The sequence below is a fragment of the Streptomyces sp. NPDC017202 genome (assembly GCF_044331705.1).
Taxonomy (GTDB): Bacteria; Actinomycetota; Actinomycetes; order Streptomycetales; family Streptomycetaceae; genus Streptomyces.
This window is the reverse complement of the sequence record NZ_JBIRNP010000005.1, coordinates 202422-223530: the sequence shown is the minus strand read 5'-3', so window position 1 is coordinate 223530 and position 21109 is coordinate 202422. Positions and strand designations below refer to the sequence as shown.

Sequence of the window (21109 nt, the reverse complement as noted above, 5' to 3'; positions counted from 1 at the left end):
CCCGACGGAACCACCGAGGAGCCTCCGTATGTCCCAGTCCAACGGACACCACCCGCAGGACCCCAGCTCCACGATCAGGGCCTTCGTCGAGGCACTGGACGTCGAGGATCTGATCATGAGGTTCGACGTCGACTTCGACGCCCCGATGCGTCAGGCGGACGCCACCGGCATGCTGCGACTGGCTCGAGCGCACGCCAAGAACCCGGCGGCGGGCACGCGGGGCATCGCCCGCCGGGTCGGTGCCCACTGGTGCGAGATCGTCCAGGCCGACGTCGACTACGAGTTGCTCTCGGCGCTGCAACTGATCGAGGAATCGCAGCCGGACGCGGAACGGCTGATGGCACGGCACACCGACGGCACCCTGGACCCCGCCGACGTCTTCCCCCACTACGCCCTCGCGCGTTGGTACGACGGAGTCGGCCGGATCCGCTACCGCCTGGGCAGCTACACCGCCTCCCGCCGTGTCTTCGAAACGGCGGTGCAGGTGGCCGAGAGGGCCCGGTTGTGGTGGGCCCTGCCCGACCTGCTCAGCAACTACACCCGCGCGGAGTTCGAGGAACGCGCCCAGGCCGCGCGGGAGAAGGACGGCGGCACAAAGGTCGACGAGTTCGTCCCGCCGATGCAGGAGATGCACGACCGGATCCTGGGGCAGGCGGACGAGCACGGTGTCGACACCGAAGCCGTTCCCGACGAGTCGACCCCCCTGAGGCACCGGGAGTTCCTGCGCGGCTACTCCAACGCCCTGCACAACCTCGCCACCGCACTGCGGCAGGCCGGTGACATCCAGCGGTCGCTGCGGGTCACCGCACGCTCCAAGGCCATCTCCGAGGGCCTGGACGACACCTACCGGGTGTCACAGTCGCTCATGAACCAGGCTTTCTGCGGCGACCGCCCCCGGGAGCGCTTCGAGGCCCTGCGGGACATCGGGCGCGGCACGGGGGAACGCGAACGGCCGGGGTGGGAGCGCGGCCGGCGGATCGCCCGCCAGAACCTCGCGAAGCTCGGCGGTGGCCGCCACGGTCTGGCCGAGCTGGGACGGCTTCTGGACGAGTTGGAGGACGACGCGGCCGGTAAGGGCCGCCGCGCCGGGCTCGACGTCGACTTCTACGCGTACACCGTGCGCGCCTACCGGGAAACGGCCGCCGCCCTTCCTGCGTCCGACCGTCCGGGCGATGTCCTGGACCGCCGGCTGGCGATGGCGGAGTCGGTGCGCGAAGCGATCGCCCTGCCCGTGTACAAACGCGCCTACGCCGAGCACGTGAGGCCCGCGTATCTGCGCGCCATCGGCAAGGAGGTGTCCCGGGACGTCCACCGGCAGGAGGACCTGGAGAGGATCGTGTCCCTGGTGGAGGAGTCCTCGGGCCGGGAGCTCCTGGACCTGCTCGCCTCGTCCCGCCCGCCGGTCCTGGACCGCCCCGCCCACCCGCTGCCCACCCGTGCCGAGACCGACCAGACAGCGGAAACCGGCGAGACCGAGAGGACCGGGGAGACCGAGAGGACCGGGGGGACCGAGGAGCGCACGTGGGGAAGCCGTCTGCCGGCCCTGCGGGCCCAGGCCCCCGACCCGGAGACGATGAGGGAGATGAGGGAGATGCTCGTCGAGCGGGCGCAGCAGTACGAGGACCACTTCCTCCACCACCCGCTGACGTCGGCGACGCACGACGAGGACATCGCTCACCAGTTGGTGCAGTACACCCTCAACCATCAGGGCTCCTGTGTCGTGCGGTACTTCCGGTTCGGCACGTCCGACGCGGTGCTGGACGGCGAGGAGACGCCCGCGCCCGACTCCCTCGGCATCATGGTCTGCCGGGACGGGGTGATGACGCTGCTGCCTCCCCTTCCCTACGCGGAAGTGACCGATCTCGCGCGACAGGTCTTCACAGACCTTCGCGATCCGGATTTCCCGGCGCCGAAGGAGGAGACCTGTCGGCGCATGTGGAACCTTCTCGTCGGTCCGGTCTGGGAGAGTGCCAACCGCGGCGGCCCGCTGACCCACCTCACCCTGATCCCGACCGACGACATTTTCGCGATCCCCCTGCACGTCGCCACCGAGCCGGACGACAACCGGCCGCTCGCCGCCCGGGTCCCGCTTTCGCACTCGGTGAGCGTCGCCGCCTTCGTCACCCGTGGTCGGCATCTGCTCAAGAAGCAGCTCATGGAGGACGACGACGACCTCGCGGCACTGCTGTCGACCGACGACCAGGCGACGGGCGAGGAGATCGTGGAAGCCGGCTGGCACCCCGCCCATGTCCATGTGGCCGGCAAGGTGGGTGAGGTCCGGGGCGCCTTCGACGCGGACTGGGACGGACTCGAGCAACTCGTCTCGGTCAAGCCGGAGTTCTTCGTGTACGCCGGCCACGGTCTGTACGTCGACGAGCCCGAGGTGTCGGGTCCGCTGATCTATCTGGGAAAGACGGACATGCTGTCCCAGTTCGACCTCGCTCTGCGCGTCAGCCTGCCGAGGAACAAGCTCACCGTGCTGGGCGCCTGCCTGGCCGGACAGGGCATGCGCTCCGACGGCGGTGACGTTCTGGGGTTCATGCGTTCTCTGATCATCAGCGGTGCCGGCGCCATCGGCGTGCCCTTGTGGTCGGTGCACAACTCGGCGATGGTCTCGACGGTGGGTGCGCTGCTGCGCGGGAGCCGGGAGGTTCTGGGGTCGTCGTCCACCGGGGTCTTCGACGTGGTCCAGGTGTTGCACGACCACTACCGGGAGAGCATGGAGACGTTCACGTCGGTGGAGGCACGAGTCGATCGTCTTCCTCTCGCTCTGTACCTATGACCAGCCTGCGTCGGGCGCCGCCTCAGCGGTCCGGACGGGGGCGCGCAGACACAGGAGAAACCATGAGTGCTCACGAGCGGGCCGCCAGGAGACAGGCGGCACTCGCGGATTACGAGGCGCTGCGTGAGCGTCGCCCGGAACTCTTCCTGAATCCGCCCGGCGCCGCCTTCACGATTCTCCTCGACCGTGCCGAGCAGGACCGGGCGTCCGACGAGGTGTCACGGGCGGCGGCAGCGGCCGGACTGCCCGACAGCGTCGGGGACATCGGCGTCGTCTACCGCGACGCCTATTTCTCCCTCGTACGTGACGCCGTGCGGTTCGCGGACGGCAGGCTGGGCACGTACGTCCGCATCCTGCCCGCGTCCGCGTCCGGGGGAGCCGCGGTGCTCCCCCTCCTCGCCGACGGACGCGTCGTCCTGCTGCGCCACTTCCGCCACGCGGACCGCGACTGGCACTGCGAGATCCCCCGCGGATTCGGGGATCCGGGCGAGGACGGCTCCGGTACGGCCGCCCGGGAACTCCAGGAGGAACTGGGCGTCCACATCGGGAATCTCACGTATCTCGGAGAGATGTCCTCCGACACCGGCCTCCGTGTGGGAACGGACCACCTGTACCTCGCGCACATCGACGCGGCGCAGCTGGCGGACGGTCCCGCCCGGGGGGCCAGGGCCGAGGGGATCGACGGCTACGAGGCCGTGTCGCAGGGCGAGTTCCGCTCCATGGTCGCCGGTCGTCGGATCTCCGACGCCTACACCCTGTCCGCGTACGCGCTGGCCATGGCCCAGGGACTGCTGAAGGCGGACGAGGACTGAAGCACGGCATCGGGGCTTCGGCGCGGTCGCGCGATGTCCGGTTCGTGATCACGTCGGCAAGGGGGCATGACCGGTCTGGCCGTGCCCCCTTTCCCGGGGGGAGCACCGATTCCTAGAATGTCATGTACATGACTCTCAGAGGAGGCGCCTTGTCAGGGCTGACACGCTCGGGAACGGCAATGATCATCGCCCTTGCCTCGCTCCACGGCGCTGTCCCCGCCGACGCGTCACCGGCTCCTCCCGCGGTGGCGTCGTTGTCCCCGCACACGGTCGACGCCTCCCTGCCGGGCGCGGCCTTCGCCGTCGCGGGGGACGTCGAAGGAGACGGCCGTCAGGAAATCGTGGCCACGGGGTTCGGCCGCTTCCAGGCCGTTCCGGGAGGCCCGCCGATCCCTCCGGCGGCCGGTGCCCTCGCCGTCTACCGGCAGAGCGGACGAGACCTCGGCACCTGGTCGAAGCGGCTGGTGTTCGACACCGACGCCGCGATCCCCTTCCCCAACGAACCGGCAGTGGCCGACGTCGACCGCGACGGAGACCGTGACATCGTGGTCCCGGGCGGGTTCATCGGCTGCACCACTCCGTGCGGATCCCTCACCTGGTGGGAACACCGTGCCGACGGAGTCTGGAAGCGCCACGACATCGTGACGCCGGGCAGCTCCCCCCTCTTCTACCACCGCGCCGTCCTCGTGGACTTCGACGAGGACGGCCGCAAGGATCTGGTGACCGTCGGCGAGTCCTTGCAGCCCGTCACCAGGATCGAGGGCCGGCCTCCGGCCAACGCCTGGATCCAGGTGTTCCGGGGCGTCGACGGGCCCGAACGCTTCAGCCGGGAGCCGGTCGACCTCGCGGCCGGCGGCGGTGCCCTCCCCGTCGTGGCGGACGTCGACTCCGACGGTGATCTCGACGTGGCCTCCGCGCAGTACTTCGAGCCGGGAGCCGCGTTCATGTGGCTGGAGCGCACCACGGCGCCGGACACGGACCGCCCGTTCGGCAGCTTCACGCCGCACGTCATCGACACCACGCAGGGCAGAGCGATCCAGCTGCGGCCCGTGCGGAACCTGTACGGCGACGGCCGTACCGTCTGGGTCGGCTCCAATCACACCAACACCGTCTTCCCGCCGGGCTCGACCGACCCGACCTCCCAGGTGGTCGCGTTCTCGGTGCCGGCCGACCCGCGTTCCCGGTGGGGCACGACCCCCCTGTCGACGGGCATCGTCTCGCGCGGCCGGGCAGGTCAAGCCGCGCCCGGCGTGTTCGGCAGCGGTGACCTGGACGGGGACCGTGACATCGACCTGCTGGTCTCCGGTGACGGTGACGACCGGCTGTTCTGGCTGGAGCAGAAGGACGACCACACCTTCGACACCCGTGTTCTCGCCACCGCCGCCGGTCAGGCGGGAGGCGCCGTGGTCACCGATCTCGACCGCAGCCGGCCCCCGCGCAACGAGGCCGTCTTCACCGTGTTCGAGTCCGACAGCGTCGTGGTCTGGTCCCGAAGCTGAGTTCCGTGCCCGCCGTCCCCACGGGCACGGCGGGCACGGAACCGCGGGCGGATCACCGTCGCCGGGCCGGTGACCGGGCGGGCGGCCACGAGGCTTTCCCCGGCCGCCCGCCCGGCGGCGTACTCATCCTGCCGGTGTGCTCCGAACCGTCACGGCCGCTCCGCGTTCAGCCGGCACGGTCGTCGCCGAACTGCCGCCGTCGTGCGCCGGAGCGTTCAGGGCTTCGCGGAGTACACGACACCGGCCAGGTTCTGGGCCGCGGAACCCCACACCTGGTCGTACAGGGAGGAGTCGACGCCGAGCGTGTGGAGCAGCCAGGCGGTCGTGACGCCGTAGGTCAGTTTCAGCTGGGCGGCGCGGGTGATGGTCCCGCTGTCACAGCCGATGCCGGAGCTGTCCTCGAATCCGCAGTGGAACCCACCGGTGATGACGCGCAGCTGAGTGGCGGACGGCTTGGCGTCGTACATCTTCTGCTGGTTGCCCGCCACGCCGGCGATGCTGTCGGCGCTGCCACCGACGTACTGGACGGGGATGCTCAGCGTGCCGGAGGCGCTGACGGCCGAGGGGTTGGTCTCCGCCGCAGCCAGGGTGGAGACGGACTTGACGGCCGCGTTCCGGCTCGCGGCGAGCAAGGCCGCGCCACCGCCCATGGAGTGCCCCGAGACGGCGAGCCGGCCGGTGCTGACCGCACCCGCGAACCGTGAGCCGGTGGTGCTGTTCTGGGTGGTGAGCCAGGTGAGCGCCGCGTTCAGATCGTCGGCGAACGCCGAGTGGCTGGGGAGGAGACCGCCCTGGGACTTGGGCGCGACGGTGATGACGCCCCAGGAGGCGTAGTGCTTGAGCAGGCTCTCGTACTGGGTGATGGCCTGGAAGAAGCCGTGTCCGAAGGCGAGGCCGGGGTGGGCGCCGGCGGCGACCGGCGCGTTCGCCCCGGCCGTCGTGCCGGGGTACCAGACACGTGCGCTGAACGAGCGGCCCGAGGCGGAGACGGTGAGATCGGTGTAGGCGACGGGGAACGACCCCGTGGTGGAGGGGTCCGCGGCCCGGACCGGGGCCGCCGCCTCCGACGCGTGGGCGGCCGGTGCGAGGGAGAGGGCGGCTGCCGCGCACAGCAGCAGCGCGGTCAAGGACCGCAGGAGTGTACGGAACACGAGATCACCTTTTCTGTGGGGAGGAAACAGTGATTTCCGGTGGTACGTCTCCGTGGTGTCCGGGGGTTCTGGGGTTCTGGAGCCTTGGGACCCTGGGGCTCCGGGGCCGGACCCACTCCACCGCGGGCACACCCGTGAGCCCGCGGTGTACGGGGGAAAGCTCACCGAGCTGAGAATCGCGCCGGACCCGGAGCGAACCCGGCCGGACCGGGACTGGTCCGTACCCGCCGACGGGGCGCGATGCGAACAGCTGGGCGGCTCTGGATCGGCTGGTCGCGAGGGGGCGCGAGGGGGCGCGGCGGGTCCCGCCCCCCGCGGCCACCGGTCGCCGGGACGCCCACGCCCGAAGCGCGGGGTGAAACCGCGCAGCGTGCGGCCGGCCGGAGGGCCACGGCGGCCGAGCGGGCCGGGCCGGCGGCCGGCCGGTACGCCGCGCCCGGCAGGGGGACGACGCTCTCGCGGCCGGTTTTCGTCATCGGTCGTCTCGCGCTTGGAACTCGGCGAGCAGCGGGATGACGAGACGTTCGAGATTCTCGCGCCGGACCTGAGGGTCGACTCCGGTGAGCTGCACGGGGCTGTTCGGTGTCGGGACGTGCGCGAGGAGCGCCAGGTGCGGCAGGAGCACCACAAGGAGCGACAGCAGCGCGTCCAGGTCGGCGTCCTTGCGCAGGTCCCCAGCGCTGACGGCGCGTTCCAGGAGAGGGCGGAGACCGGCCAGGTACATGGCGTTCACGGGTTGTCTGACCGCGTCGCGAACCGCCGGGTCCATCTCCATGTTGGTGGCGGCGGCCACCCCGCGCTCCAGCGGCTGCCCGGCGAAGTACTCGAGCCAGGCCTCCAGCGCGTCGACGAGATGCGTGGCGAAGGCACCGGTCCCGTCGTAGCCGTCGAGCCAGGGCCGCATGTGCGCGTAGACGCGCAGCGAGGTCTGCTCGGCCACATAGGAGAAAAGGTCCAGCTTTCCGGAGAAGTACTGGAACAGGGAACCCTTGGCGACCCCGGCTTCGCGGGCGATGACGTTCAGGCTGCCCGTGGAGTAGCCGTGGGTGCCGAACTCGTCCATCGCCGCGACCAGGACCCGCTCGCGGCGGGCGGGCGACAGCCGGGTCCAGGTGGGAGTGGGCATGGACACTCCTTCATCTGACCGGACGGTCATGCCTTCATGTGACCGGACGGTCATGTGACCGCCCGGTCATGGTGAAGGTGCCCCTCGCCCCAAGTCAACGGCCCTGACAGGTATGGCTGTTACTGACTTCGGCCCGTCCGGGTGACGTCGCACCGCCGAGGACCGGTCCCGCCCCCGCCGTGAAGCCGTCGCGGGGCGGGATCGGCCGGGACGGGTGCGGTCTTGCCGCACATGCGCTTTCGCGGAGACGGCCACCTGCGGCGATCGGCCTGGGATCACCGCTCCAGGGGCGGTGACCTGGACGCGAGTGCCCTGGCGGTCGACGTCTCGTTCCCTGTTCCCGACAGACCCGAACCGGCGGCTTCGGCCGCCGACGCCGCCACCCGGCTGCCTTCACCGGGCCGGTCGGCTGTTTGGCCACCGCTGCTCTTCACGGGTGGGGCGGGGCACGTGGACGGCGAGGACGGCGATGCCGTCGTCCACACCGGTGCCGAAGGTGTCGAGCAGGTCGCGGACCGCGCCGATGGTGTCCGAGGCGGTGGTGGGGGCGAGTGCGCGGCCGAAGTCGTCGTGGAGGACGCCGTCGGGTGGGCCGCCGTCAGGGCCGAGGCCGCGGCCGGCGCCGCGGCCTCGTGATCCACTTTGCACACCGTCGCGCCCCCTGTCCGCCCTCTGGCGCCGTACCGGCGAACCTCGACCGCATGGGCGCCACGAGTCCACGCACGCCCCGCCTTCAGGGGCGTCGCGCACGGACCTCCCCGTGCAGGAGGCGTCACAGCAGCCGTCGGATGTCGCCGCGGACCCGGTAGAAGCCGCCTGCCGCCGTGTGCAGGGCGTCCACGACGTAGCGCGCTCCGGGCTCCCGTATCGCGCGCGGGAACTGGACGTTCAGTGCCGGGTCGTACCCCTCGGACACCACGTGCACCCGGACGCGCCCCGCCTCGCTGACGCACTCCACGACGACCGCCCCCGCCGGGGCCCGGGTGACGGTGGCCACCGCGCCCGCGGCCGTGGCCGGCTCGTAGGTCGGCAGGGCCGCGGCGAGCTTGACGTCCCGCGCCACCGGCACCGTGCCCTGCTGCGCCGCGGAGACGGCCGCCTCGCTCGCGTCCACGCACACCAGCGAACCGTCCGTGGTCACCAGGTACAGCCGCTCGTCGCGGTACTGCATCGACAGCGCGGAACCGCCGCCGGTGCCGAGCTTCCACAGGCGTGTGCCGTCCTGGTCGAAGCAGTAGACGGACGAGGCCGCGTCGCCCGCGAAGACGAACTGCCCGCCGGGTGAGGTGGCGCACGAGTACACCGCGCTGTCGCACGCGTACGTGGCCTCGATCGCGCCGGTCCGCTTCGACAGCCGCTGGACCACCTTGTGGGCGGTGCCCGCGTACACGACGTCGTCCTCCTGCCAGCCGAACAGGACACCGCCCCGCGTGGACGTGTGCCACAGTTCCCGGCCGCCGTCCGGCGCGTAGGCCGTGACGCCCCGGTGGTGGCCGTGGTAGACGGCCTGGTCGTCGGCGCGGACCATCCAGGCGTGCTCGCCCTGGCTGCGGCGGGACCACTGGTGCTCGTCCTCGTGGTCGATGACGGTGAGCCGGCCCTCGCGGTCGGAGACGTCCAGGACGCCCTCGTGGATGTCGAGCCAGAAGATGTCGACGTCCGCCGCGATGTCGTAGGCGGCGAAGGGCAGTTTGGAGGACAGGTCGTACACCTTGCCGTCGTCACAGCCGGCATAGATCCAGAAGTCGTCGGCCACCAGGCACTTCACGCCGTCCGGCAGGCTGAAACGGGCCAGCGTGTTGCCGTCGTGGTCCAGGGTGTACACGTCGCCCGCCTGGTTGCCGACCCAGCAGCTCTCGCCGTCGATGTGGATGCCGAACGCCGAGGAGCCGGTGGCGAACCGCCACAGCACGGGGGCGACGGCGCGCGCGGTGGACGGGGCCGAGACCACCTGACGCCGGGTCACCGCGCGCGGGGCACGCTGCCCCGGAACGGCCGGGGCGTACCCCCTGCGGACCTTCTCGCCGACCTTCTTCGCGGCCGCGGCGCGCGCTTTCTCCGCCGTGGGGAACGTCGTCGTCTGAGTCTGTCCGCCGGCGCCGATCCGCCCGTAGCGCACCGTCACCACCTGCCCGTCGACGGTCACTTCGTAGAACTTGTGCGCACCGTCACCCTCCTGCGACAACTCCAGATACGTCGTCGACCCCGCGGACCCGGCAGACATGGCACACCCCTCCCCACAGCGGACCCCTGGCCTTTCCAGCGGGTCCCACTGCTCACACCGTAGGAGGAGCCACTGACAATCGCCCCGCCCACTGACAATCGCCCCGCGTCGACGCCCCGGCAGGCGCTCCCCATGTGCTTGACGCGCGCCGTTCCGCCGTGGGTCACTCTCCACACCGGGGACTCCACCGCGGACAGGCAGCGACTTCGGCTCGGGGCCCCGGGAAGCACCGGCTGACACGCCGGCTTTCGACCCTGCACACGTCCCTACCCATGAAACGGCAGCCCTGTGGACATCGTTGACCTCGCCGCACTGGGTGAGTCCTTCACCCGCGATCCCTATCCCGTGTACGCCGACTTACGGGCCCGGGGCGCGGTGCACCGCATCCGGATGCCGGAAGGGGGCGCGGAGGCCTGGCTCGTCGTCGGGTACGAGGCCGGGCGTGCCGCACTCGCGGACCCCCGGCTCTCGAAGGACTGGAGCAGGGCGTCCCCCTCCTTGCCGCTGGGAGCCATCTCTGCCGGCCCGCACATGCTCAGGGCCGACCCGCCGGACCACACGCGGCTGCGCAAGCTGGTCGCCCGGCAGTTCACCGCGCGCCGGGTGGAGGAACTCGCCCCGAGCATCCGGAAGACCACCGACGCGCTGCTGGACCGGATGCTCGCCGCCCCCGACGGACGCGCCGACCTCGTCGAGGCGCTGTCCTTCCCGTTGCCGATGTCCGTGATCTGCGAACTCCTCGGCGTACCGGACCTGGACCGCGAATCCTTCAGGACCTGGTCGAACGACGCCCTCAGCGCCACCGATCCCGAAGAACGCAGGGCAGCGGCAACCGCGATGGCGCGATACATGGCGGAGCTGGTGGAGGACAAGCGGAAACAGCCCGGCGACGACCTCATGAGCGCGCTGATCCACGGCTCCGACGAGGACGGGGACCGGCTGTCCCGCGAGGAACTCCAGGGCATGGCCTGGCTCCTGCTCGTGGCCGGCCACGAGACCACGGTGAACCTCATCTCCAACGGCGTCCTCGCCCTGCTGACCCACCCGCGGCAACTGGCCGCCCTGCGCGCGGACCTCTCCTCCGTCGACGCCGCCGTCGAGGAGATGCTCCGCTACGAGGGTCCTGTGGAGACTCCCACGTTCCGCTTCACCACCGAGCCGGTGACGATCGGCGGCACGGTCGTCCCGGGCGGCGGCGAACTCGTCCTGATCGCCATGGCCGACGCCAACCGCGACCCCGCCCGCTTCCCCTCACCCGACCGCTTCGACATCTCCCGCGACGCCCGCGGCCACCTGGCGTTCGGCCACGGCATCCACTACTGCCTGGGAGCTCCGCTGGCCCGCCTGGAAGCGCGGATCGCGGTCAGGTCGCTGCTGGAACGCTGCCCCGACCTGACCCTGGACATCCACCCGGCGGCGATCATCTGGCGACCGGGAATGTTGATCCGCGGCCCGCGAAGCCTGCCGGTACGCGTCACCGGGTGACCGGTGAGCGGCAACGCCGCTGACGGGGAAGGCGAACACGCTCCACGACGACGGAAGGACGCGCCACTCCTGGCCGCCCGGGCCCTCCCGCGTCCGCTCCGCCCGGGGACGTCGTGCCGCGGGGTCCCCCCCCCGGCACGGCCGTACCGTCTTCGGCGTGTCCGAGGCCCGGTGTCCATCGTGTCCAGCCGCCGCGAGGGCGCGGGGGTGTGGTCGTTCCCCGGTGGTGCGGGACGCGTCGCGGCAGTCCGGTGCCGGGTGGTACGACGCCTGGCCGGTCCACCGGCCGCCCCGGCATCGCGGCCTCCGGCGGCGCCGATTTCGTGCCGGTGATCCGGGGTGCCGCGAGCGACACCCCGCAGGGCAGGGTTTCCGCACGGCACCGTGACCAAGTGAACCTTCAACCATTGGGTTCGCTGGGTGATTTTGCACATGTTTCCCACGTCTGGAAGCATCGGTAGCAGCAGAACCATATGGAAAGCTGCGCGACCACCCCGCAGCGCATCACACCCTTCACGGCAGCGCCGACGCCTTTCCCGGACGCCGTTCCGCCTGTCCCTCGGAGACCCCGCGTCTCAGACACCACTGCCACCATCCGAACGGCCAGGAGGCGGATCATGGCCACGGCGGAACTCGTTTCCGAACGAGAATCGGACTATCTGTCGCAACTGACGATGGCCGCGGCACGCTACGAGAACCGGAACGAACAACGGCAGCGCAACCAGAACGTTCTCGAAACCCGCGGCGTGCTCTACGCCGACGCCCCCGAGCGGGTCGAGAAGCGGCTGGCACGGCTCGGCGCCGACTGGGCGATGGCCCGGGCGATCGAACAGACACCGACCGAGCCCGCCAGCAGCGCGGGAAGCACCCTGCGACTGCCCCCGGAGGCCTTCACCAGCGAGCTGCTGGGGCTCGAGCGCCTGATCGGGCGCAACAACCTCGCCCCGGTGGCGTTCCTGGAAGAGGGCTTCCAGGCGTCCCGCCCGGTCGGCCGGGTCACCATCACCGGACCGGGCGGCGGACACGGCACCGGCTTCATGGTGTCCCCCTCCCTGCTGCTCACCAACAACCACGTGCTGCGCGACGTGGCGGACGCGGACCGCAGCAAGGTCGCGTTCTCCCTGCAGGACGACATCGACGGCAACCCGCTGACACCGGCGGTCTTCGAACTGGAGCCGCAACGCTTCTTCGTGACCGACCGCGCGCTGGACTACAGCCTGGTCGCGGTGGCCCCGCGCGGCACCAGGGGCGAGGAACTGTCCTCGTTCGGCCGGCTGATGCTCAGCGAGGCGCAGGGCAAGGCGGTGATCGGGGAGTTCGTCAACATCATCCAGCACCCGCGGGGCGAGCCGAAGCAGATCGCGCTGCGGGAGAACCAGATCGTCGACGTGCTGGAGCGGTTCCTGCACTACGAGTCCGACACCCGGGAGGGCTCGTCGGGGTCTCCCGTCTTCAACGACCAGTGGGAGGTCGTCGCCCTGCACCACTCGGCCGTTCCGAAGACCGACGACCAGGGCCGGCCCCTGAGTGTCGACGGCTCGGTGTGGCGCCCGGACATGGGTGACCAGCAACTGGCGTGGCGGGCCAACGAGGGCGTGCGGATCAGCCGGGTGCTGAGCGCGCTGCACGAGGTCACCCTGACCGGTGAGGCGGCCCGGCTGCGGGACGAGGTGTTCACCGCCGGACTCACGCCGTCCCCCGTGGAGAGCGCGCCTCCGGTGCCCCTGCCCCTGCCCACGGCGGACGGTGGCGCCTCCCCGGTGGGCACCGACGGGTCACGGGCCCAGGCGCACACGACGGCGCAGGAACAGACGCAGGGCCTGCCGTCGCCGGTGGCCGACGGGGCCGTGCGGTTCACCGTCCCCCTGCGGATCACCGTCGACTTCGGCACCATGCCGGCCTCGTCGGCGTCATCTGCCACGTCGGCGGGCCTTCTCGCCGCCCTGCCGATGCCGACGCCGACGCCGACGACAGCGCCGCAGCCCCCGGCCGGGCGGACGGACGCCGTGTCGGCGGTCGAGAAGGACGTCGACGCCGCGCTGTTCAACCACCGGCTCGCGCGGGAGCGTCCGTACTACGACCGGACCGCCGACGCGGCGGCACGCGAGGCGTACTACGCGAGCGTGGACACCGGCGACGGCGACGCGCTGCGCCGTGCGCTCACCGCGCTGCTGGAGGAGACCCACACCCCGCGGCCCCGCTACAAGCCGATGCGACTGGTCTACCCCTGGGTCGACCTGCACAAGGACGGCCGGCTGCGCAGCATCTACTCGGGCAAGGACTTCTCCCCCGAGGAGCTGATACGGGCCGACGCGGCCGTCGCCGAGGCACGGCTGGCCAGGGTGCGGGAACTGCTGCTCCAGGAGAGCACGGCGGGTCCGGCCGAGTTCGAGGCGGAGTTCGACGCACTGGAGGCGTCGATGCCGTTCAACTGCGAGCACGTGGTGCCGCAGTCGTGGTTCGCCAAGCAGGAGCCCATGCGGGGCGACCTGCACCACCTGTTCGCGTGCGAGGTCGGCTGCAACAGCTTCCGCGGCAACTTCCCGTACTTCGACTTCCCCGACTTCGAGGAGGCGGTCCGGGACGACTGCGGGATGCGCGAGGGCGTGGGATTCGAGCCGGAGAACGGCAAAGGAGCGGTCTCCCGGGCAACCATGTACTTCCTGCTCCGGTATCCGGGACAGGTCGGCGACGTTGCGCGCGAGTTCCCCGAGGACCGGCTGCCCGTACTGCTGAAGTGGCACGAGAGGGAACCGGTCACCGAGTACGAACTGCACCGCAACGCGGCCGTCGCGGAACTCCAGGGCAACCGGAATCCGCTGATAGACCATCCGGAGTGGGCCCGCGAGATCGACTTCTCCGGCGTCTGGCCCTGAGGGATCCGGCGCCGTGGCGGACAAAACCTGAACAGCCGAGAGGGCCGAGAGGGCCGAGAGGGCTGTGAAGGCCGTGAAGGCGCCGAGACGGGCGTACGCGTCGCACGAAGCACGGAGGCGAAGGGCCGGACCGAGGTGCCCGGCAGAGAGTCGACAGCACTGCCTCGCGCAGCACGTGGACGATCCCCCGCAGGGCAGCTCGGTCGTCCACCGGCAGCCGTCCCGGAGACCTGCGGCGACGCGGCGGACGAGGAGGCAGCGGCGGGGCTACCGGCCCCGCCGGTCATCAGGCAGGTTCCAACGGCCATCAGGCACAAGACCGTCCGACGCCCGCGGAAGTCTGCCGCCGGCCCAGGTCGCGGCCAAGCCCCTCACCAAGCTCATCCTGGAACGATCAGTCAGGGGGTGGTGCGGCCGGCGATGTCTCCGCCGGGGTCGTCGGCCAGCGCGATCACGGCTGTGACGCGTTTGCCGACCGGTTCCCGGCGTACTTCGTAGGCCTGGCTGACGGCGAGGGTGATCTCCAGGCCGTGGCGGCCCACGCGCCGGGGGTCGGTGGCGGCGACGTCCGGCAGGGCCGGGTCGCTGTCCCACACCGACACCCGCACCGCGCCGTCGCTGATCTGCAGATCGAGCATGACGGGACCGGGCGCGTACTTCACCGCGTTGGTGACCAGCTCGCTGACGACCAACTGCGTCATGCCCATCGCCCGCTCGGAGACCGGCAGCCCGTGCACGGCCTGCACCTCGGTCAGGAAGGCGGTCGCCAGACGCCGGGCCGCCCCGATACAGGAAGGGGCGCCGTCGTAGGCGGCAGACGCGGACAGCGAATGGTTGTCCCCCGTTTTCTGTCCCTCGTCTCCTGTGGCCTGCTCCATACGCCCGCCCCGTCTCGCGTGATCGTCACACGAACTTCACGTTGTGTCCGCGAAGCATCGCACGGCCCCCCTCCCGGCGGCCCCGCCGCAGGCGCTTTCGGCCTGACCTGACACGATTGACACCGTGCTGGGACATTCGGTTGCGTGGACAGCGGCCTTGCAGTGGTGAGTGCCTGTCACGGACCGGACCGGACCGGACCGGACCGGACCTGACCTGACCGGGCAGGGCGGCTTTGCCCCGCACACGGTCGTCGACTTCCGCGATGTCATCTTCATGGACCGGACTCCGGCGGCATCAACGTTCTCGTCACCGCGAACAACACCGCCCGGCCCCGCAGCGAATGGCCGCGCCTGGCCCACGCCCCCACCTCTGCCCTGCTCGACGCCTCCGACGCGCCGGCGCGGCACGGGAGCCACGGCCTCCGGCCGACGCACAGCGCAGCCGGCTGAGCGCGTCCCGATCCCCGTGGCCAAGGAATTACCAGGATCGGCCCGGCTCTTGGGTGCCTGCGCTCCCTTCGTGTCCTTCCGGGTCCGGCACGCGGGCTCGGCGGCTGCCCCAAGGCGTGCCCTCGGGCGGAACGACCCCGCGCGTTGCTGTGCCGATGGCCCGGCGGTACCAGTCGTCGCCGTCGGTGGTGTCAGGAAGGTGCGGACACAGACCGGTGTCGCTGCTGATGCCGAGTGGAGGTGCGACCGCGTACTCCTCGTCGGCAATCGCGATCATCAACGCAACTTCGCCCTTGCGTACTTCGGCATGCACGATGTCGCCGTCGGGCCCTCCCTGTCCGGCTGTACCTCGATCTCGGTGACCATGCTTCCCCGGCTGCGCGAGCACGGTCCGGCGGGAGCCGCGTCCTGCGCCGGCCGCGTTCGGCCTCTGCCGGAGTGAGCGGCAGCCCGATCATGATCCCGATTCCCGTACCGGTATAGTAATGACGGTATAGTTATTGGTTGCGGAGAGAGGTGCCCCATGATCGAGATCTTGAACCCCACCCTGCTGGCCCGGGCAAGAGACACAGGCGCCCTCGTCGCCGACATCCTGCACACGCTGAAGAGCCGCGCCGTGATCGGCACGAACCTGCTGGACATCGACCGGTGGGCCAAGGCTATGATCGTCGAGGCGGAGGCCACGTCCTGTTACGTCGACTACGAGCCGTCCTTCGGACGCGGACCGTTCGGCCATTACATCTGCACGGCTGTCAACGACGCCGTGCTCCACGGACGGCCGCACGACTACACACTCGCCGACGGCGATCTGCTGACACTCGATCTCGCCGTCTCCCGGGGTGGAGTCGCAGCGGACGCCGCCGTCAGCTTCATCGTGGGCGACGCGAAGCACCCGGAGAGCGTCGCGATGATCAGCGCGACCGAACGCGCGCTGGCCGCGGGGATCGCCGCCGCCGGGCCCGGGGCTCGCATCGGCGACATCTCCCACGCCATCGGTACGGTGCTCAGCGAGGCGGGTTATCCGATCAACACCGAGTTCGGAGGCCACGGCATCGGATCGACGATGCACCAAGACCCGCACGTTTCGAACACCGGGCGGCCTGGCCGTGGGTACAGACTGCGCCCGGGGCTGCTGCTGGCACTGGAGCCGTGGGTCATGGCGGACACCGCTCGACTCGTCACCGATACCGACGGGTGGACGCTCCGAAGTGCGACAGGCTGCCGGACAGCACACAGCGAGCACACGATCGCCATCACCGACGACGGAGCCGAAATCCTCACTCTGCCCGGACAAGCCCATCCGTGAGGCCGGATTGTTCCGCAGGTGCCGTACCGGGCCGACGTCCTGGGAGGCCTGCTCGCCGGGCCGGTGACGCCCGGACCGGACCGTGCCGGGCCCGGCACGACGGGCTCGGTCAGGATCGCGTGAAGATCCACTCGTGGTTGTTCTGGCCTTCCGGGGCGCAGGGCCAGATGATCAGGTCGCGCGTCTGGTCGTCGGGTCCGTAGGAGTCCAGGCACTGGTTGTTGCTGGCGGCGTTGCGTATCCAGAACGTTCCGTCGGACTGCTTGTCCAGCCACCACAGCTGGTTGTCGTTCGTCGTGCCGTCGCAGGGGAACTCCGTGACCTTGGTGGCCCCTCCGACGCCTTGGTAGCCGGGCAGGTCCAAGCACATGCTGTCCATGACGTTGCGTATCTGGAAGAGCGGTACCCCGCCGGGGCCGGCCTTGTCGTAGCGCTTCTCGACGTTCCACAGCTGGTTGTCGTCCGTGTTGCTGTTGCAGGTGGCATGCGTCACCGGCCCGTCCGGTCGGCCGCTGGTGAAGCCGGGGACATCGACGCAGGTGCGGTTGGTGTGGTTCTTGATCAGCACTTTGGTCAGGACGTTCGGCAGATTGCTCGGCGCCTTCCTCACGACGGCCGTCGTTCCCCGGCTCGGCGAAGGGCTGGGCTTCGCGGCGGGCGTGGCGGGTGCGGCGGGCGCCGCGGGCCTGTCCGCAGTCGGCGTCGCGGACGCCTTCTCCTTCGCGTCCTTCTCCTCCCTCTCGGTCCGGGCGGGGGAGGGGGACTGGATGGCGAAGACGCCGACCGGGTCTTTGGCCGTGTCCAGGACGGTGTCGTAGCCCGCGGTGTCGGCTGCCTTCTTCTCCTCGTCCTTGTCGTTCGCCGTGATCAGCAGCGGCACGGCGATCAGAAGCGCTCCCACTACGGCGGCACCGGCGAGCACGGGCTTACGGGGGCGGCCGGCCCCGCTCTGGCTGGAGCCGGTCGCGCCACCGTCATCCACGGCGGTCGCGACGGTCCTGCGCTGCCCCTTGGCCGCCGCGGCGGACAGGCCCTGCGCGCCGTTCACCTTGTCGGCGCCTGCGCCCTCGCCACCGGCGGCAGCGCCCTTCTCGTCCTCGTCGGCCTTCACGTCGCCGCTCGCGGTCTTGGCGGCCGTCGCCTCGGCGCTGGCGGTGCCCCGAGGCTTTTCTCCGGTGGATGCCTCCCCGGTGTCCCCTGCGGTACCCGTCCGCCCCACGGCTGCGGCACCGGCGTTCGGTCCGCCCGTGAAACCGGTGGGCGGGGCCCCTTCGTCAGGGTCGGCCCCCTTCTCCGCTTCGGTCGCCGCGGTCCTTCCCGCAGCGGCGCTTTCCGGCGCTGAGGCAGTCGAGGGCTTCCCTGCGCCGCTGAGGAGTACCTCGACGGCGTCGGGCGACGCAGCTGCCCGCTCGGAGGCAGTGGGCTCGCTGGACGCCTGCTGCTGGTCGGACATGTGCTCTCCCTACCTTTCTTCTCGGGCTCGGCCGGAAAGCGCGTGTGGATCGCCGGACGGCGCCGGGTGTCGACGGCACCTGTGAAGAGGGAGAAGACGCCCTTCTTGACGCCGGCGATCGAGCGACGTGCTGACCGGGACGGCGCTTCCCAGGCGGGGCGGGCTCGACCGGCCTGTGTGAAGAGGAATCACGGCTGGGAAAAGCTTAGTTGATGGTGCATGGAGTGATGTCGCCGCCGTCACGCGCCAGGAGGCGGCTCACCGGACGGAGCCGCTCAGCCCGACGGGCCCTACTCGGCCAGGACTGCCTCACTCCGGGAGGAGACCGGACGCGGGCAAGGCTCAGTTCCTGTGGACCGGCTCGGGAGGGCGTATCTTCCCGGGTGATCGATCGACTGGTACCGCGTGGGCCCGAGTTGCCGCACTGGTCGGGAGGCGCGCCCGTGCTCGGCGTGGTGGACATCGCCATGAGCGACGGCTGCCGCGCATCAGCCGACTCCTGGGGCGACTTGCCGCGCGATCGCCGGCGCCGCAGGATGCGCACTCCCGTCCCGGCCGTAGGTGACGGAGCGCCCGGTTCGCGGAAGGCCCCGCAGGGGATCGGCAACGCCGAGGACCGCGACCACGCACTCCGGGCGGGCGCCGCGTTCGAGAAGACCTACGGCGCGAAATTTCCCGAGGCCGTCGAGAAGATCACCGACGACGTGAACGAACTGCCGGCGTTCTACGACTTCCCCGCCGAGCACTGGATCCGTCCGCGCACCACGAATCCCATCGAGTTCACCTTCGCCGCTGTCCGCCTGCACACGAACGTCAGGTGACGGTGCCGGTCGCAGCGCTCGACGAGGGGCTGTGGCCAAGGGGGGGGCGGCATGTTGACGTCCACCTGAACGCCCTGTCCCACGGCCCGACACGAGGTACAGTCCGGATGTGCGTTGATCTCCCGGGCGGCGGCCCTGTGCAGCCGCAGACGGTGCAGGGCGCCTCTCGGACAAGGGATGCCCAGCAGGCACACCTGTCGTCACCTCAGCGGAGATCCCCACCATGACTGCTCAGCAGCCCCTCACCTACGACGTGCTCGTCGAACTCGCCACCGCCGATCCAGCCGTCGTCGGCCTCGTCCTCAAAGGCTCCCGAGCCCACGACGGCATGATCACCCAGCACTCCGACCACGATCTGTACGTGGTCATCGCCGATGACGTCACGACCGGTCTCACCCGGTTGGCGGGCCACCGCACCGCGAGCTCGACCTCGTCATCGTCTCTCTCACCGAGTTCCGTGCAGCCGGGACGCCCGGTTCCGAACGCTACGCCCTCGCCCGGGCCCAGGTCGTGCTCGACCGGCTCGACGGGGGCATCGCCCGGATCCTCGCCGACAAGGCACGCCTGGATGCCGATGAGGCGTTCCGGGACGCCGGCGGCTGGCTCGACGCCTACGCCAACTCGCTCTACCGCTCCGTCAAGAACCACCGGGACGGCCAGGCTCTCGCCGCTCGCCTGGACGCCACCGACAGCATCCGGCCCCTGCTCGAACTGCTCTTCGCTCTCGACCGTCGCCCCCGCCCCTGCAACAAGTACCTGGAGTGGGAGCTTGACCGGCATCCGCTTCCGGGCTGGGACACCGACGTGTTGCTCCGTGCCGTGGACCGCATCTCGGCAACAGGCGACGTATCCCTGCAGCGGCACCTCTTCACCCTTGTCGAGACGGCGGCCCGAGAGGCCGGACACGGCGGGGTACTGGACGCATGGGGCGAGGACCTGGACCTCATGCGGCCGCAGTGAGGAGACACCTGCACCTCGTCGCGTGGAAACGCCGACGTCCGGGATGCCGAGCGGCCGAGCCGGGAACAGCCGGTCAGGCCGGGACAGTTGCACCAACCGGGGGGCCGGCGCCGCACGCGCGGGGAACACGGAGATCGCAAGATCGTCCGCCCCGCCAGGATCCGGGCCCCGGGATCGCGGTACGTCCGCCGCGCACTCGGACCACGACGTATTTCTGCAGGAGGACTGTTTCATGACCGACCGACCCTTGACCCTCATGGCAGTACACGCCCACCCCGACGACGAGGCCACCGGGACCGGAGGGGTCCTCGCGCGGTACGCGGCGGAGGGCATCCGCACGGTTCTCGTGACGTGTACCGACGGTGGTTGCGGTGACGGACCGGGGGGTGTCAAGCCGGGCGATCCCGGGCACGATCCGGCGGGAGTCGCCTTGACGCGCCGTCGAGAACTCGAGGCGAGCTGTGAGGTCCTGAAGGTCAGCGAGCTGGAGACGCTGGACTACGCCGACTCCGGGATGATGGGCTGGCCGAGCAACGACACCCCCGGATCCTTCTGGCAGACCCCCGTGCGGGAAGGCGCGGCCCGACTCGCGGAACTCATGGAGCACTACCGACCTGATGTGGTCGTCACCTACGATGAGAACGGCTTCTACGGTCACCCCGACCACATCCAGGCCCACCGCATCACGATGGCTGCGCTGGAGATGACCGCGCTGACACCGAAGGTGTACTGGACCACGATGCCCCGCTCGATGATGCGGCGGTTCGGCGAGATCATGCGCGAGTTCCATCCGGACATGCCGGAGCCGGATCCCGCCGAGGCCGCCGCGATGGCCGAGATCGGCCTCCCCGACGACGAGATCACCACGTGGGTGGACACCACCGCGTTCAGCGGTCAGAAGTTCGACGCGCTGGCCGCGCACGCCAGCCAGGGGGAGAACATCTTCTTCCTCAGGATGGGCAAGGAGAGGTTCGGCGAGTTGATGGGCACGGAGACCTTCGTCCGTGTCCAGGACGCCACCGGCGCGGCCGTTCCCGAGAACGATCTCTTCGCCGGACTGCGCTGATGCGCCTGTCGGACCGGCCCGGGAAAGCGCGTCGGCCGCGCGGCGCGAGGGAGCGGGCCACGCACCCGGAGGCTTGTCCGGGCGAGTTCCGCTCCGGCAGCCCGCGCCCAGGCCCTCGCCGCCGGCTTCGACGCGTGCCCGCACTGCCGGCCCGACACCGCGATCGCCCCCGAACCACCTGACAACCGCACAGGTGGGAGACCCAGGGTGACGTTCCTCC

Annotated in this window: 14 protein-coding genes and 1 pseudogene; 9 read left to right on the top strand and 6 right to left on the bottom strand. The window is 70.7% G+C overall.

The window, feature by feature from the left end:
* Positions 1-28 precede the first annotated feature (28 nt).
* From ACH4N1_RS13555 to ACH4N1_RS13545, 3 genes are all read left to right on the top strand, one after another.
* The gene (locus ACH4N1_RS13555; RefSeq protein WP_398096966.1) at positions 29-2782 is read left to right on the top strand and encodes a CHAT domain-containing protein; all 2754 of its coding nucleotides are present in this window, start codon (positions 29-31) and stop codon (positions 2780-2782) included.
* Between the two features lie 62 nt (positions 2783-2844).
* Positions 2845-3594: an NUDIX hydrolase gene (locus ACH4N1_RS13550; RefSeq protein WP_398096964.1), complete on the top strand. Its 750-nt coding sequence runs from the start codon at positions 2845-2847 to the stop codon at positions 3592-3594.
* A 179-nt stretch (positions 3595-3773) separates the two neighbouring features.
* A complete protein-coding gene (locus tag ACH4N1_RS13545; RefSeq protein ID WP_398096963.1) occupies positions 3774-5093 on the top strand; it encodes an FG-GAP repeat domain-containing protein in 1320 nt (439 codons plus the stop codon).
* Positions 5094-5308: 215 nt separating this feature from the next.
* Here the strand turns inward: ACH4N1_RS13545 and ACH4N1_RS13540 are convergent, their stop codons facing one another.
* From ACH4N1_RS13540 to ACH4N1_RS13525, 4 genes are all read right to left on the bottom strand, one after another.
* The gene (locus ACH4N1_RS13540) at positions 5309-6244 is read right to left on the bottom strand and encodes an alpha/beta hydrolase family protein (RefSeq protein WP_398096961.1); all 936 of its coding nucleotides are present in this window, start codon (positions 6242-6244) and stop codon (positions 5309-5311) included.
* Positions 6245-6716: 472 nt separating this feature from the next.
* Positions 6717-7370: a TetR/AcrR family transcriptional regulator gene (locus ACH4N1_RS13535; protein WP_398096960.1), complete on the bottom strand. Its 654-nt coding sequence runs from the start codon at positions 7368-7370 to the stop codon at positions 6717-6719.
* Between the two features lie 393 nt (positions 7371-7763).
* Complete coding sequence (locus tag ACH4N1_RS13530; RefSeq protein ID WP_398097132.1) at positions 7764-8018, bottom strand: hypothetical protein; 255 nt, start codon at positions 8016-8018, stop codon at positions 7764-7766.
* 124 nt (positions 8019-8142) lie between these two features.
* A complete protein-coding gene (locus ACH4N1_RS13525) occupies positions 8143-9594 on the bottom strand; it encodes a WGR domain-containing protein (RefSeq protein WP_398096958.1) in 1452 nt (483 codons plus the stop codon).
* 288 nt (positions 9595-9882) lie between these two features.
* Between ACH4N1_RS13525 and ACH4N1_RS13520 the strand changes: the two genes are divergently transcribed.
* Positions 9883-11079 carry a cytochrome P450 gene (locus tag ACH4N1_RS13520; RefSeq protein WP_398096957.1) on the top strand — a complete coding sequence of 399 codons (1197 nt, stop codon included), beginning with the start codon at positions 9883-9885 and terminating at the stop codon, positions 11077-11079.
* A 617-nt stretch (positions 11080-11696) separates the two neighbouring features.
* Positions 11697-13955 carry an endonuclease gene (locus ACH4N1_RS13515; protein WP_398096955.1) on the top strand — a complete coding sequence of 753 codons (2259 nt, stop codon included), beginning with the start codon at positions 11697-11699 and terminating at the stop codon, positions 13953-13955.
* A gap of 398 nt (positions 13956-14353) precedes the next feature.
* Here ACH4N1_RS13515 and ACH4N1_RS13510 read toward each other — a convergent pair whose 3' ends face one another.
* On the bottom strand, positions 14354-14833 hold the full coding sequence (locus ACH4N1_RS13510) for an ATP-binding protein (RefSeq protein WP_398096953.1): 480 nt from the start codon (positions 14831-14833) through the stop codon (positions 14354-14356).
* Positions 14834-15806: 973 nt separating this feature from the next.
* Between ACH4N1_RS13510 and map the strand changes: the two genes are divergently transcribed.
* A complete protein-coding gene (gene map / locus ACH4N1_RS13505) occupies positions 15807-16589 on the top strand; it encodes a type I methionyl aminopeptidase (protein WP_398096952.1) in 783 nt (260 codons plus the stop codon).
* Positions 16590-16698: 109 nt separating this feature from the next.
* Here map and ACH4N1_RS13500 read toward each other — a convergent pair whose 3' ends face one another.
* Positions 16699-17808, bottom strand: a complete 1110-nt coding sequence (locus ACH4N1_RS13500; RefSeq protein WP_398096950.1) for an RICIN domain-containing protein — start codon at positions 17806-17808, stop codon at positions 16699-16701.
* Between the two features lie 617 nt (positions 17809-18425).
* Between ACH4N1_RS13500 and ACH4N1_RS13495 the strand changes: the two genes are divergently transcribed.
* The 3 genes and pseudogenes from ACH4N1_RS13495 (at position 18426) to ACH4N1_RS13485 (ending at position 20889) form a co-directional block, all read left to right on the top strand.
* A complete protein-coding gene (locus ACH4N1_RS13495; protein WP_398096949.1) occupies positions 18426-18863 on the top strand; it encodes a transposase in 438 nt (145 codons plus the stop codon).
* Positions 18864-19086: 223 nt separating this feature from the next.
* Positions 19087-19823: pseudogene (locus ACH4N1_RS13490) on the top strand (hypothetical protein).
* 232 nt (positions 19824-20055) lie between these two features.
* Positions 20056-20889, top strand: coding sequence for a PIG-L family deacetylase (locus tag ACH4N1_RS13485; protein WP_398096948.1), 834 nt, complete (start codon positions 20056-20058; stop codon positions 20887-20889).
* Positions 20890-21109 lie beyond the last annotated feature (220 nt).

Coding starts and splice junctions, on each gene's coding strand:
- ACH4N1_RS13555 (WP_398096966.1), top strand. CDS start 29: ATGTCCCAGTCCAACGGACACCACCCGCAGGACCCCAGCTCCACGATC.
- ACH4N1_RS13550 (WP_398096964.1), top strand. CDS start 2,845: ATGAGTGCTCACGAGCGGGCCGCCAGGAGACAGGCGGCACTCGCGGAT.
- ACH4N1_RS13545 (WP_398096963.1), top strand. CDS start 3,774: ATGATCATCGCCCTTGCCTCGCTCCACGGCGCTGTCCCCGCCGACGCG.
- ACH4N1_RS13535 (WP_398096960.1), bottom strand. CDS start 7,370: ATGCCCACTCCCACCTGGACCCGGCTGTCGCCCGCCCGCCGCGAGCGG.
- ACH4N1_RS13525 (WP_398096958.1), bottom strand. CDS start 9,594: ATGTCTGCCGGGTCCGCGGGGTCGACGACGTATCTGGAGTTGTCGCAG.
- ACH4N1_RS13515 (WP_398096955.1), top strand. CDS start 11,697: ATGGCCACGGCGGAACTCGTTTCCGAACGAGAATCGGACTATCTGTCG.
- ACH4N1_RS13510 (WP_398096953.1), bottom strand. CDS start 14,833: ATGGAGCAGGCCACAGGAGACGAGGGACAGAAAACGGGGGACAACCAT.
- map (WP_398096952.1), top strand. CDS start 15,807: ATGATCGAGATCTTGAACCCCACCCTGCTGGCCCGGGCAAGAGACACA.
- ACH4N1_RS13485 (WP_398096948.1), top strand. CDS start 20,056: ATGACCGACCGACCCTTGACCCTCATGGCAGTACACGCCCACCCCGAC.